The sequence below is a fragment of the Streptomyces sp. KM273126 genome, from assembly GCF_004337435.2.
GTDB classification, from domain to species: Bacteria; Actinomycetota; Actinomycetes; order Streptomycetales; family Streptomycetaceae; genus Streptomyces; species Streptomyces acidicola.
The window spans coordinates 3,392,090-3,405,351 of record NZ_SJXB02000001.1; the positions used below are offsets into that span (position 1 = coordinate 3,392,090).

The window sequence follows — 13,262 nt, forward strand, 5'->3', positions numbered from 1 at the left end:
AGGCGACCGGCGTCTGTAAAACCGCCTGGAGATCCTGACTTTCCTCTCAATCAGGCTATCCCGCGCACATATCGCCCGCACCCCGGAAGAGTCGCCCGCACCCCTGGGGGGAGTCGGCCGCGCGGCGGGAGAGGGATGTCCTGCCGACGGGCGGGCGCGTCCTGCCGACGGGCGGCGCGTCCTGCCGATGGGCGCGGGAGCCACCTGCCCTCCCGGCTCGGCCGTCTTCGACCGATCGGCGCAATCGGCCCACGCCCGGCGTGTGGACCGGGCCTCCGGATGATTCGGTGGCGACAGGAGCCGACCCGACCCGACCCGAACCCGACCCGACCCACATTGGGCCGTGACGTCAGCCAGTTGAGGAGGAGAACCGGCGTGAGCGTGACTCAGGAAGCCCCCCAGGGCGTCATTCCCGCCCAGCTGCTGAAGGGCCAGAAGGCACTCGTCACCGGCGGGAACTCGGGCATCGGCAGGGCGACGGCCATCGGCCTGGGGCGCGCCGGAGCCGACGTGGTCGTGAACTACGTCGCCGGGCGCGAGCAGGCCGAGCAGGTCGTCGAGGAGATCTCCGGGTTCGGAGTGCGTGCGGCGGCGTACGAGGCCGATGTGTCGCAGGAGAACCAGGTCGTCGCGATGATCGAGCGGATGACTCAGGAGTTCGGGACCATCGACATCCTCGTGGCCAACGCCGGGCTGCAGCGTGACGCTCCGCTCACGGAGATGACGATGGCCCAGTGGCAGAAGGTGCTGGACGTCAACCTCACCGGCCAGTTCCTGTGCGCGCGCGAGGCGGCGAAGGAGTTCCTGAGGCGGGGGGTCGTCCCCGAGGTGTCGCGTGCGGCCGGGAAGATCATCTGCATGAGCTCGGTGCACCAGCTCATCCCTTGGGCCGGCCACGTCAACTACGCGGCCTCCAAGGGCGGCGTGCAGATGATGATGGAGACGCTCGCCCAGGAGCTCGCGCCCCACCGGATCAGGGTCAACGCAATCGCTCCCGGAGCCATCAGGACGCCCATCAACCGCAGCGCGTGGGACACTCCCACGGCGGAGAAGGACCTGTTGCAGCTGATTCCGTACGGACGGGTCGGTGATCCCGAGGACATCGCCCGCGCGGCCGTCGGGCTCGCCTCGGACCTCATGGACTACGTGGTGGGCGCCACTCTCTACGTGGACGGCGGCATGACCCTCTTCCCCGGCTTCGCCACAGGTGGCTGAACCGCTGCGCGACCTCGGGCGGCACGCTTCGTCCCATTGCGTCGGGAGTTCTCGGCAGTCGGGCTCAGCCGTCGTGCCCAGCAGTCGCGCTCAGCCGTCGTTCAGCGTCGTTCAGCCGTGGTTCTCCGCCGTGGTTCTCAGCCGCGCTGCTGGTCGAGGGCGTCGTCCAGGGTGGTGGCGGCCATGATCAGCGACAGGTGTGTGAAGGCCTGCGGGAAGTTGCCCAACTGCTCGCCGGTGGGGCCGATCTCCTCAGCGAACAGGCCGACGTGGTTCGCATAGGTCTGCATCTTCTCGAAGGCATAGCGTGCCGGCCGGATCCGGCCGGCACGGGCGAGAGCATCCACGTAGAGGAAGGTGCAGAGACTGAAGGTGCCCTCGGAGCCCTGCAGACCGTCCGGGGAGGCCGCGGGGTCGTAGCGGTAGACGAGGCTGTCCGACACCAGCGTGCGCTCCATCGCGTCCAGGGTCGACAGCCAGCTCACCGTCCTGGGTGCCAGGAACCCGAGGCGCGGGACGAGCAGCAGTGAAGCGTCGAGGACATCACCTCCGTAGTGCTGGACGAGGGCCTGCTCCTTCTCGTTCCAGCCCCGCTGCATCACCTGTTCGAGGATCGCGTCGCGAGCCGCGGTCCAACGAGGGGCGTCGGCGGGACGGCTGTACTCGCGCGCCAGGCGCAGCCCCCGGTCCAGGGCCACCCACGCCATGATCCGGCTGAAGGTGAAGTCCTGGCGCCCGCCACGGGTCTCCCAGATGCCCTCGTCGGGGCGGTCCCAGGAATCGGCGAGCCAGTCAAGCGTCCGGGCGAGGTTCTTCCAGCCGTGGTAGCTGCTTCCCATGGCGATCTCACGCCCCTCCGACAGGGCATAGAGCGCCTCCCCGTAGATGTCCAGCTGCAGCTGATCGGCCGCCGCGTTCCCCGCTCTCACCGGATACGAACCGCGATAGCCCTCGAAGTGAGGGAGAACCTCCTCCGGCAGCTCGGGGTCCCCGTCGACGCGGTACATGATCTGCAGCGGTTCGCCGTCGATGCGCTCCCGGGCCTGGAGACGGTCACCCAGCCAGTGCGTGAACTGCGCCGCCTCCTCGGCGAACCCCAGATCGAGCAGGGCGCGCACGGACAGGGAGCCGTCGCGGACCCAGGTGTAGCGGTAGTCCCAGTTGCGTTCACCGCCCACCTGCTCGGGCAGGCCCATGGTGGCGGCGGCGACGGGGGCACCCGTGGGTGCGTAAGTGAGCAGCTTGAGCGTGATGGCCGAGCGGTGCACCACATACGGCCACCGGCCGCGGTACCGGGAGGAGCGCACCCAGTGCTGCCAGAAGTCCACCACGTCCCAGAACTGCTCCATCGTATGGCCCGGGTTGACCGGCGGAGGGGTGTCGCCATCGGGCCCGTCGACCGTGAACACCGCCGCGGCCAGCTCACCCGGCCTCAAGGTCACCTCACCCCGCATGTCCGTGCCGTCCGGCTGCAGGGGGAAGGTGCTCTGCAGGTAGGCGGTGACGTTCGGTGCCCGGAACGTGGCGGTACCGTCCCGCACGTCGAGTTGGTGGGTGGCCCGGCCGTAGTCGAACCGCGGACGGCACTCCAAAGTGAAGTGCACCGTGCCGCGCACGGCTCGCGCGCCGCGCAGCAGCACATGCCTGTCCGTGGGGGTGCCGGTGCGGTCCGGTGACATGCAGTCGAAAATCTCGCCGACCCCGTCCGGCGACATGAACCGCGTCACCAAAACCGCGGTGTCGGGGTAGTAGAGCTGCTTGCAGATGGTGTTCCGGTCCTCCGGCGCCAACAGGAAGTAGCCGCCCCGGTCGTGGTCGAGCAGGGCAGCGAAGACACTGGGCGAGTCGAACCGGGGAGCCGCGAACCAGTCGACGACTCCCTGGGACGAGACCAGAGCCGCGGTCTGCAGGTCACCGACGAGGCCATGGTCGGCGATGGGCGGGTAGCGTTCCACGATCATCTCGCCTCCCTGATGCCCCTGAGGCCCTTGCTCCCACTGTTGATGCCCCTACTCCCACTGTCCGCCTTGTGCGACGGGGGTGCCACGGGACGCGGAACGAGAGCGGAGGGCGTGCGAGGACCGCTGTCAGGAGGCGAGGACGCCGATACCCACGAGTGGCATCAGTTGGCCGCTCGCCAGGCCCGCCCCAGTAAGGGGCCGGCCGCTACTGGAATTCATTCGCAGTGCATCGGCCCTCAGGCCGGTGGTGAAGCGAATCTGGCAGTGGCGACGCGGAGCGTCGCAGACTCAGGTCCGGCGGGCCGGACACCGCGGTTCTTCGCCTGCGCCGCGGAGCGTCGTGAGGTCTTCTCCCGGCGGAGCCGGGCGGTGCTCACACCGGCCGGTTCTGCTGTTCGATGTACTGCCTGACCACGGAGAGCGGGGCGCCGCCGACGGTTCCGGCGAAGTAGGACCCGGACCAGAGCTTGTTGGCCCGCCAGTAGTGGCGCACCTGGTCGGGGAACTCCTGACGGAGGCGGCGGGACGAGACGCCCTTGAGGGAGTTGACCAGTTTGGTCACGGCGACCTTGGGCGGGAAGTTCACCAGCAGGTGGACGTGGTTGTCCTCGCCGTTGAATTCCACCAGGTCGCACTCGAAGTCCGTACACACCGACCGCATGATCTCCTCCGTCCGCCTCAAGTGGGCATCGGTGAACACCTTGTGCCGGTACTTGGTCACGAAGACCAAGTGCACATGCATCACGAAAGCACAGTGACGACCAGTTCTGATCTCCTGCATCTCACCCATAACCCAAGTACGTAGGGTGACGGTCATGCAGCTCAGGTACGGCTTCCGCCTGTACCCGGACACCGGTCAGCAGACTGCGTTGGCGAAGGCGTTCGGGTGCGCCCGTGTCGTGTTCAACGACGCGGTCCGCGCCCGTGAAGAGGCCCGCAAGGCCGAGCAGCCGTTCCCGACGGCCGGTCAGCTGTCCCGGGAGCTGATCACCGAGGCGAAGCGGACAGTCGAGCGGTCCTGGCTGGGTGAGGTCTCCGCGGTGGTGCTCCAGCAGTCCCTGCGGGACGCCGAGAAGGCGTACCGCAACTTCTTCGCCTCCCTCAAGGGCACCCGCAAGGGACCGAAGGTGGGAGCACCACGGTTCAAATCCCGTAAGGACACGCGGCAGTCGATCCGGTTCACCGCCAACGCCCGCTGGAACATCACCGACAGTGGCCGTCTGAACCTGCCGAAGATCGGCGCGGTGAAGGTGAAATGGTCCCGCTCCCTGCCCGCCACCCCCACCTCCGTCACCGTCATCAAGGACGCGGCCGGGCGGTACTTCGCCTCCTTTGTCATCGACACCGACCCCGCCGTCGACGCGACCTGGATGCCTCTGACCGACCGCACCATCGGCATCGATCTCGGCCTCACCCACTTCGCGGTCCTCTCCGACGGCACGAAGATTGACTCTCCGCGCTTTTTGCGGCGCGCGGAGAAGAAACTGAAGAAGGGCCAAAAGGAGCTGTCCCGCAAGCAGAAGGGATCAAAGAACCGGGCCAAGGCCCGCCTCAAGGTCACCCGCGCCCACGCCAAAGTCGCTGACGCGCGCCGTGAGTTCCACCACCAGCTCTCCACGAAGCTGATCTCCGAGAACCAAGGGATCGCCGTGGAGGACCTATCGGTGGTGGGACTTGCCCGCACGAGGCTGGCCAAGTCCGTACACGATGCCGGATGGTCATCGTTCATCAGCATGCTGGAGTACAAAGCGGAACGGTACGGCCGCACCCTGGTCAAGATCGGCCGGTTCACGCCGACGTCCCAGACCTGCTCCACCTGCGGCGTCAAGGACGGACCCAAACCCCTGAACGTCCGGGAATGGACCTGTACCGCCTGCGGCACCGTCCACGACCGGGACACCAATGCCGCGATCAACGTGAAGACGGCCGCCGGACTGGCGGTATCGGCCTGCGGAGCGCCGGTAAGACCAGGAGCAATCCCGGCACAGCGCGAAGAAACAGGAAGCCACGGATTCCCGACCGAACCCCGTGCCGCGTAGCAGCACAGCAACAAGTCGAGAAGGCCAGAATCCTCGGGCTTCAGCCCGAGGTGCAAGTCAATTGATCAGCCTTCTGCGGTGCGGGGGCCACCCCGATCGGGCAGGTCAGGCCCGTCCCGCCGGGCCTGCGGTGCCAATGTGACTCCCCGGCGATTCTGGGGGCGCTGGATCGCGCCCGTCAGTTGGAGGAGGCGGCGGGTTTCGTCATCGCGCCGACTGGTTCGTGGTCTCAAACGCGGTCTCATTCAGACAGCGCCGACGACCGATCCGCGGGCAACGGGTTGGCCTTCGCGGGCTTCGATCCCAACTCCGCGGTCCCCCGTGTACCCTCACCACCTGCGCTGAACTGACGCATGGCGTACTGCGTGGAGCCGACAGGTTGTGAGCCGAAGTTCACCGAACCAGGGGAAGGCGTCGTGCGAGCGGCCATACACGCAGGAATCGCAGCTTGGGCCGTTACGTTGGCGACCCTTCTCGCCGGTTGTGGCGGCACGGGGGCACCGTCTGACGTGGGGCGCTCGGCCGCGTCGGAGGACCCGTCGCGGACCCCTTCCACAGCGCCCGGGGTCGATGGCGAGGCCGACCCGGACCGGATCTTCACCGAAGCCAGGCTGAAGGCTGCGCTTCTGCCCGCCGAGGCGTTCGGCGAGCGCGTGAAGGTGACCGCCACTGATCTGGCCCCCTTCGGCCCGTACGGCCACGGCGACTGGGGCGGGTGTGAGCCGGCGGAGGACCTGCTTGAGGAACTGAACGGCTTTGACGGCGCCAGCGCCATGCAGACGGTGCGCTTCGGACCGGTTACTGAGGACGCTCAAGTGATCACCGTCCAGCTGGTGTCGATGCCCGCCGCGCGGGCCGTGCGCTACTTCGAGATTCAGCGCCGACTTCGTGAGATCTGTCCCGAGGTCACCGTTGACACGGAGGCCGCCCCCGTTCAGGAGCACCACGAGACCCAGGAAATCGCCGCCCTCGGCGACGAAGCGATGCTGGACATCTTGCGAGTCACTGGCGGCGATGAGTACGACGGCAGCCCGTCGTACGCCGTCGACGTGCGCGTCGGTGGCGTGCTCGCCATGGTGAAAGCCGGTGCTGACAGGGGTACCGCAATCTCGCTCGCTGCGAGGGCCACCCAGCGGATCCGCGCCGAGTTGTACGGCACGGACGGCTAGGGAGGAGTCATCACATGCGACTACGGCCTCTGAATTTCGACGGCCCCGTACACGGCACTTCCCGTCATGGCCTTAACTTGTCCGTTGCCTCGGGCGCTGGCACGACGCACCCCAGTTTGTCTCGAACGGCGTACTCAGCTTGACCCCCGCCCCACCCAGCCCGCAGTACCCCGCCGGGTTCTTGTCGAGGTACTGCTGGTGTCAGCCCTCGATATATGAGAACAACCGATACCCGTTCGTCTGTCACAGACCCGCCGGGTGGCTGGAGAGCCAGTCGGTGTGCCGGTCGCGGAGCCGGTCTCGTTCCCCAGGCGTGGCGAGGATGACGTCCGCACCGCCGTCGTACGGATGGTGGATGCGGAGCAGTTCGGTATCGGTGAAGAACACGTCGCCCAGCGTGTCGTCCGCGACGGCGCGGAGCAGATCGTCGACGCAGCCGCGTTCCCACGGGCGCCGGTCGGCGTACAGACGTGTGGGAGTGGAACTCCGGGTCCGGGTCGTCCTCGTCCGACTCGGTCCACCAGCGGTTGCCGTCGGGGTGCAGCGTCTGTCGTGGTGTCGGGAAGCCGGCGGGACCGTCCGGCGTGTACGACCAGTCCATGGTCACCACAAAAATGTCCATGCCCGCGAACAGCTCGTCGAGGATCGTGTTGTACCGGTTATCGCGTACTCGTCCTCGGACTCCGGGTGGCGCTTTGAGCCAGGGAGGCTGTGGAAGCGCACCCAGTGCTCCGCGTACGTACCGCGGAACGTGTGGGCAACGGGCGGATCAGCCGACCGACGTTCCTGCCATAGCCCCGCCAGCAGCGCGGGGGTGACGTCCGCGGTCATCTGTCCGCCTTCGCGACCCGATCGGGCAGGACACCCCAGTCCCGCCGAGCCCGTGCCGGCAGGTGACCCGTCTGTCGGTGCACCAGCCCGTCATCCCCGTAGGTGGGCAAGAAGTTCGTCGTCTTTGGGATAAGGGTGTTCCTCGGGCAACAGCCGGGCGGCGGAGTCCAGGTCACCACCGCTGACGAGGGCATGGATCTCGCGGGAGAGCGGGGTCATGTCGCGGATGCCGACCGTCCACTCGTCCGCGTAGCGGCGTACGGCCTCACCGGAGAGGCCGAGTTGCAGGGACCGGTAGGGCAGGGGTTGTAGGTGGAGGTCCCGTTCGGGGTCCCACTGCACACGAGCGGGCGCATGCTTCAACTGACGTTGCCAGGTGGCTCGGTCGGGGTGCACCCCGCGGACGTAGCTTGACAGACATGCGTGGCGCAGCGCCCATTCGAAGCCGTCGCGGGTGATCTCGACGGCCAGGACGGTCTCCTGACCCGCTTTGGTGCCCCAGCCGCAGCGGTACATCATCCACAGGAACGACGGCTTGATCCACGTCATCCTGTCCCGCTTCCACGCTGCGGGAAAACGGCCGTCGTGGACGGTGGGCAGGCCGATTTCCGGGGAGTACGCCTGGTAGACGGTGATCGTGGATTCCGAGTGGGCCGCGCGGATCCTGCGTTGCGGTTCTTCCATGGCGTACAGCGTGGAGTCGGCCGGTTCCGGCGGCCACTGATTTTCGACTGCCGTTCGCCGCGACGGAGAGCGGCGGCGGCACCGCCGTGCGAGGCTAGGGCCTGTCCGGCGGATCATGCCGGGCGGCCCACCGGCGCTGAACGGCTGCAGCGACCCACCGGACAAGGAGCTGAGTGGAGCAGGTTGGGCCCGTCGTAAATGCCTCGACATCGGTCGCGGTGATCGGGGACGCTTCGTGCGATGCCCAGAATTGACGACACGCCGCCCGCGTGGGACGAGCGCACCCAGCTCACCACTTTTCTCGACTACGCACGGGACACCGCCCGCGCCAAGTGCGATGGCGTCTCCGCGGAGAACGCCCGCAAGGCGCTCCTGCCGGGCTCACCGCTGATGACCATGAGCGGAGTGATCAACCATCTCCGCTGGGTCGAGTACTACTGGTTCCAAGTGGTCTTCCTCGGCGAGGAAGACCGGGCCCCCATGACGGGTGAGGACCCGGACCGCGAGATGCGTATCGCCGTCGAGTTCCCGCTCACGCAGTTGCTCGACGAATACGCCGAACAGAGCGCCCGCTACCGAGAACTGGTCGCCGGGAACGACCTGGCCAAGCAGGCCGAGGGAACCATCCGCAATGGCCTCCACGTCGACCTGCGCTGGATCCTCCTCCACCTCACCGAGGAGACCGCCCGCCACAACGGCCACCTGGACATCCTGCGCGAGATGCTCGACGGCACGACCGGCGGCTAGATCCGGCGGAGATCACGGGCGGAGCCAGAATCGGATTGAGGCGACGGTGACGGTGCCGTGGAAGATGTAGCCGTGCTTGTCGAACCTCGTGGCCACGGCCCGGGAGTTCTTCAACGCGTTGATCGTCCGCTCGACTTCGTTCCTGCGCTTGTAGATCGTCTTGTCGAAGCCTGCGGGCCGGCCGCCCTTGCTGCCTCTTCGTTGACGGTTGGCCCTCTGGTTCCTCGGTTCGGGGATGGTGTGCTTGATCTGGCGTCGTCGCAGGTAGCGGCGGTTGCGGCGGGAGGAATACGCCTTGTCACCGCCGAGATGGTCGGGCCGGGTGCGCGGGCGTCCGCCACCGAGGCGGCCGACACGGATGCGTTCCATGACCGGGATGAGCTGCGGAGCGTCGCCCCACTGGCCCGGCGTGATCAGCAGGGCCAGGGGGCGGCGTCCACCCTCACCGGCAAGGTGGATCTTGCAGGTCAGGCCGCCCCGGGAGCGTCCGAGTCCCTCGTCGGGGCGGTGCTGCCGGGGCGTTGTTCTTTTCCCGGCACCCGCGGGCGTCTCTTGCGGGCTCCGGCGGCGTGCTGGTGGGCCGGACAGGAGGTGGAGTCCACGCTCACCATCGACCAGTCGATGCGGCCCTCGGCGTCGGCCAGGACGGCCGCGAAGAGGCTGTCCCAGGTGCCGTCCGCCGACCATCGTCTGTGCCGCTCGAACACGGTCTTCCACTTGCCGAAACGTGCAGGCAGATCCCGCCAGGGCACCCCCGTGCGATTCCGGTACAAGATCCCGTTGATGATCCTGCGATGGCTGGCCCAACGGCCGCCCCGGTGACCGGACTTCGGCAGATGCGGCTTCAGCCGGGCCCATTCCGCGCTCGTGAGATCTCCCCGCCCCATGAACATGCCAACGAGCTGAACTCGCAACAGTCACATGATCCGCCGGACAGGCCCTAGTGATGTCGACGCCGCAGTAGCCGTATGGGGAGTAGGGCTCTCCGGATGAGGGCACCGGCGTGGGGGTGGGCAACAGGTCGGTGCGCTCCTCGGGGTGGCCGGTGGTCGGCGACCGCAGGGCGGGTTTGGCGGGCACGGAATCGCTCGGAACCCTCGCGCGTTGAGAACAGTGCGCATGGGATGCCGGTGGTGTGCGAGCCGAGTAGCCCGAGTGACCGAGCTGACACACATTGGAGGGGCCGTAATGGCTGCGCAGACGCAGAGGGCCGTGCTGGCTGGCGGATGCTTCTGGGGGATGGAGGAACTGATCCGGCGGCTCCCGGGCGTGACGGCGACCCGTGTCGGATACACGGGGGGTGACGTGCCGAACGCGACGTACCGTAACCACGGCACGCACGCGGAGGCCATTGAGATCCTTTTCGACCCCGCGAAGACCGACTTCCGCGCGATCCTGGAGTTCTTCTTCCAGATCCACGACCCGAGCACCAAGAACCGCCAGGGCAACGACATCGGCCTCAGCTACCGCTCGGCGATCTACTACGTGGACGACGAGCAGAAGCGGATCGCCGAGGACACGATCGCGGATGTGGACGCCTCTGGACTGTGGCCCGGCAAGGTCGTCACCGAGGTGGAGCCGGTCGGCCCCTTCTGGGAGGCCGAGCCCGAGCACCAGGACTACCTGCAGCGTTACCCGGACGGCTACACCTGCCACTTCCCGCGCCCGGGATGGCGGCTGCCCGCCCGCGCGGAGGGCTGACCGCGAGGCGGCCCGGCGGAAGGCGGAGGCCGACCGGCCGAGGCTCCGACTTCCGCCGGGCCGCGCTTGCGCCCACGGGGCCGGGGCCGCCCCGGCCCCGGCCCCGCTGTGGACGAAGGGTGCCGCACAGGCGCCTCAGTCGGCGTCGGCGGCCACCACCTGAGCACTTGAGTTGCGGATGCGGCAGTAGTACTCCGCTATCGCGGCGGCGTCGCCCCGGTAGCGCCAGGGCACCGCGTTCACGTACCCGTCGACCAGCTTGAACTGCTCGATCGCCATCTCGTCCCGGTCCTGGAGCGACAGGTAGTACGCCAGCAGGTGCCGCAACTCGGGCAGCCGGTGGTGGTCCGGGTCGGCCGCGGCGGCATCGGCGAGGCCGGCGTCCACCCGGGCCACCATCTCGGGGGTGCGGTCGGTGCTGGTGTCGTCCGACTCGTCGTGCTCGAAGTGGGCGATGAGGGGCAGAACGGTGAGCAGGCCGCCCAGGGGCGCGGCCGCCGCCGCACGCTCGGCGAATTCGGTGGCCAGGCGTTCCGAGCCCCGCCACTTCTTGCACCAGTACTGCAGTGCCGAGAAGTGGGCCTCGTAGTGGTGCGGAGCGCGGGCCGTGATCTCCGTCCACAGCTTGTCCATCTGGGAGTGCGGATAGCCGAGCCCGAGTGCGACCCAGATCTCCGTGATGTAGGGCGTGGGGTCGTCGGGGTTCAGCTCCGCCGCCCGCGCGATCTCCTCGCGGGAGCCCTGCAGTGTCCGGTGGAACCCCGCGAACTGCTCGTCCGTGGTGTGCTTGGCCCGCTTCGCGCCCCGCAGCTCCCAGGCGAGGATGACCGTGCTGCGAGCCCGCACCACGGCCGCGTCCGGGTCTTCGGGACGGTCGGCCTCCCAGGCCAGCAGCCAGCCGTCCTCCTCGGCCGCGATCTCGGCCAGGAGGTAGGCGGCCGCCGACCGGCGCTCCCAGTCGCGGCCGATGGCCTGCATCAGTTCGGCGGCGGCCTTCCAGTCGCCGCCGCGCACGGCCCCGAGCGCTTTCTCCCAGTCGGCCGGCAGCGGGCCCGCGTACTCCGTGTTCTGCCGCTCCGCGGGCAGCAGGCCGAGTTTCCCGGCTGCCTCCGCGGCCTCCGCGGCTGCCTCGGAATCCGCCTCGGAGTCGTCACTGGGGGAGAAGAGCTCCTTGACGAACACTCCGGCCAGGTACAGGGCGAAGAGCACGAAGGGCAGGGCCAGGATGCCGAAGATCCACAGCAGCACGGTCATCGAGGAGTGTCCGTTTCTCGGGGAGCGGAGGCGAGAAGGGCGCGCAGCGGACCGGTGTCCGGGTGGTCGGCGACCGCTGCCGCGACCGCGGAGCCGAGGTCGGCCTCGGTGCCGTCGGGCGCGGGCAGCACATGCGCGGTGGCGGCCTCGGACCAGGAGAACTCCCAGCGCAGCCGGGAGCGGGCGCTGAGGTCGGCGAGAGCCATGCTGTTCAGCGACTTCTGCATGACGGGGCGGGCGAACTCGCGGAAGGCACGGCCGCTCGCCGAGGCCGCCTCCTCGGACATCGGCAGCCGCCGGGCCAGTTGCCACAGCTGCCCGTCGTCGATCACCTGGAGCAGCGCGGGCAGCGTCGGCCGGTCCTTGGTGTAGAAGGCCAGCGCTCGGTGCAGTGGGGTGCTGAGGTCGCAGAGTCCCTCTGTCATCGCACCGTCGAGCAGTTCCTGCCAGTCGCCGGTGCGCCGGAACCGCCGTACCTCGTCCGTCAGGACGGCGTCCTCCAGGTCGGCCAGGGCGCGTTCCGGATCGGTGAGGAGGGCGAGGGCCGCGCCCTTGGCCTCTTCCGTGCGCCCGTCCGCGGGCAGGGCCTCGATGCGGTGGACCCGGTCGGCGATGGGAGGGTGCGAGTCGTACGGCGAGGAGGGCTCGGTGGGCAGTTCGGTGCGCAGGCCGACCAGTTCGAGCCGGCGGGCGCTCAGCATCCGGCCGAAGCCCCCGAAGACCTCGCCGCGGGGCGGCAGCAGCCTGGCCTCGGACCCCAGCGTCGCGTAGCTGCCCATGTAGAACCCGAACGCCGCGTCCAGCGCGGGGATCTCGCGCAGTGCCGATGCGGAGGCGTCGCGTCCGGCGATCCGGGCGGCCGTGGCGTCGGCGGCGTACTCCTGGCGGCGGGAAGTGGCCAGCGTGGCGCGGAAGTACAGCTTGGCGTAGCCGATGTAGATCTTCGCCATCGTGCGGTACGTGATGCCCGCACCCGTCGTGTCGACCTCCTTGGTCTTCTTCCCCTTGGCCTCGGCCTTGGCGTTCCGCTTCTCCTGCTGGGTCCGCTCGCGCGCCACGGTCCTGTCGGCCCGCTCCTCGAAGTGCGCGATCGTGCGCAGCACCTGTGCGCGGCCGCGTACGGTGATGGCGGCGAGCCGGGTGTCGGAGTTCGAGTAGTGGCCCAGCTCATGGGCGATGACCGCGCGCAGCTGGGCCTCGGTCAGCCCCTGCATCAGAGGGATGCCGAGGTAGAGGCGGCGCGGGCCGGGGAGCAGTCCGAGCAGACGGGCGTCCTCACTGACGGCGGCGTTGACGTCGGCCGTGAGCACGATCCGGGACGGGGCTCGGGTTCCGACCTGTTCGGCCAGCTCCCTCACGGTCCGCCAGAGGGCGGGCTCGTCGGCCTCCGTGACCGGCCGGCCGGGGAGTTCCTCGCCCTTCGGAGCGCGCAGCATGAACAAGCCACGCACCAGCGGAATCGCCAGCAGCGCGGAGACGAAGTACAGCTTGGCGGCGATGCTCGCCGGGGCATACAGGTACAGCAGGTAGTCGGCGCCCGCGAGGGCAGCCAGTAGGAACACGCCGAGCAAATAGAAGCCGGCGAGCAGCACAGAAGCGCGCAGCGCGCGCAGGGTCGCGCCCATCGATCAGAGGTCCCCCCACAGGAAACGATCAAGGAA

Annotated in this window: 12 protein-coding genes; 5 read left to right on the plus strand and 7 right to left on the minus strand. The window is 68.6% G+C overall.

Going from position 1 to position 13,262, the window contains the following annotated elements:
• Window positions 1–375: 375 nt before the first annotated feature.
• On the plus strand, window positions 376–1,215 hold the full coding sequence (locus E0500_RS14675; protein ID WP_309505060.1) for an SDR family oxidoreductase: 840 nt from the start codon (window positions 376–378) through the stop codon (window positions 1,213–1,215).
• A 137-nt stretch (window positions 1,216–1,352) separates the two neighbouring features.
• On the opposite strand, the gene E0500_RS14680 is transcribed toward E0500_RS14675, so the two are convergent.
• Window positions 1,353–3,170, minus strand: a complete 1,818-nt coding sequence (locus E0500_RS14680; protein ID WP_131563244.1) for a glycoside hydrolase family 15 protein — start codon at window positions 3,168–3,170, stop codon at window positions 1,353–1,355.
• Window positions 3,171–3,549: 379 nt separating this feature from the next.
• A complete protein-coding gene (gene tnpA / locus E0500_RS14685) occupies window positions 3,550–3,966 on the minus strand; it encodes an IS200/IS605 family transposase (RefSeq protein ID WP_131563233.1) in 417 nt (138 codons plus the stop codon).
• 25 nt (window positions 3,967–3,991) lie between these two features.
• On the opposite strand from tnpA, the gene E0500_RS14690 reads away from it, so the two are divergent.
• Together E0500_RS14690 and E0500_RS14695 are read left to right on the plus strand one after the other, a co-directional pair.
• A complete protein-coding gene (locus tag E0500_RS14690) occupies window positions 3,992–5,215 on the plus strand; it encodes an RNA-guided endonuclease TnpB family protein (RefSeq protein ID WP_131563234.1) in 1,224 nt (407 codons plus the stop codon).
• 509 nt (window positions 5,216–5,724) lie between these two features.
• Window positions 5,725–6,384, plus strand: a complete 660-nt coding sequence (locus E0500_RS14695; protein WP_131563235.1) for a hypothetical protein — start codon at window positions 5,725–5,727, stop codon at window positions 6,382–6,384.
• Between the two features lie 243 nt (window positions 6,385–6,627).
• On the opposite strand, the gene E0500_RS43835 is transcribed toward E0500_RS14695, so the two are convergent.
• Together E0500_RS43835 and E0500_RS14705 are read right to left on the minus strand one after the other, a co-directional pair.
• Window positions 6,628–6,771, minus strand: a complete 144-nt coding sequence (locus tag E0500_RS43835; RefSeq protein WP_258572779.1) for a hypothetical protein — start codon at window positions 6,769–6,771, stop codon at window positions 6,628–6,630.
• A 534-nt stretch (window positions 6,772–7,305) separates the two neighbouring features.
• Entirely contained in the window at window positions 7,306–7,899 is a 594-nt protein-coding gene (locus E0500_RS14705; RefSeq protein WP_131563236.1) for a DUF4291 domain-containing protein, read from the minus strand.
• Window positions 7,900–8,139: 240 nt separating this feature from the next.
• Here E0500_RS14705 and E0500_RS14710 point away from each other — a divergent pair, with 240 nt between their 5' ends.
• Entirely contained in the window at window positions 8,140–8,646 is a 507-nt protein-coding gene (locus tag E0500_RS14710) for a DinB family protein (protein WP_131563237.1), read from the plus strand.
• Between the two features lie 12 nt (window positions 8,647–8,658).
• On the opposite strand, the gene E0500_RS14715 is transcribed toward E0500_RS14710, so the two are convergent.
• Window positions 8,659–9,533, minus strand: a protein-coding gene (locus E0500_RS14715; RefSeq protein ID WP_131563245.1) for an IS5 family transposase whose coding sequence is annotated in 2 segments (ribosomal slippage) — window positions 8,659–9,176 and window positions 9,176–9,533 — 876 coding nt in all. Because the reading frame shifts where the segments join, the coding sequence is not laid out codon by codon here.
• Between the two features lie 301 nt (window positions 9,534–9,834).
• Between E0500_RS14715 and msrA the strand changes: the two genes are divergently transcribed.
• Window positions 9,835–10,347, plus strand: coding sequence for a peptide-methionine (S)-S-oxide reductase MsrA (gene msrA, locus E0500_RS14720; protein WP_033323708.1), 513 nt, complete (start codon window positions 9,835–9,837; stop codon window positions 10,345–10,347).
• Between the two features lie 135 nt (window positions 10,348–10,482).
• Here the strand turns inward: msrA and E0500_RS14725 are convergent, their stop codons facing one another.
• Entirely contained in the window at window positions 10,483–11,601 is a 1,119-nt protein-coding gene (locus E0500_RS14725; RefSeq protein ID WP_131563238.1) for a hypothetical protein, read from the minus strand.
• Window positions 11,598–13,226, minus strand: a complete 1,629-nt coding sequence (locus tag E0500_RS14730) for a M48 family metalloprotease (RefSeq protein WP_131563239.1) — start codon at window positions 13,224–13,226, stop codon at window positions 11,598–11,600. Before E0500_RS14730 ends, E0500_RS14725 begins: the two co-directional genes overlap by 4 nt.
• Window positions 13,227–13,262 lie beyond the last annotated feature (36 nt).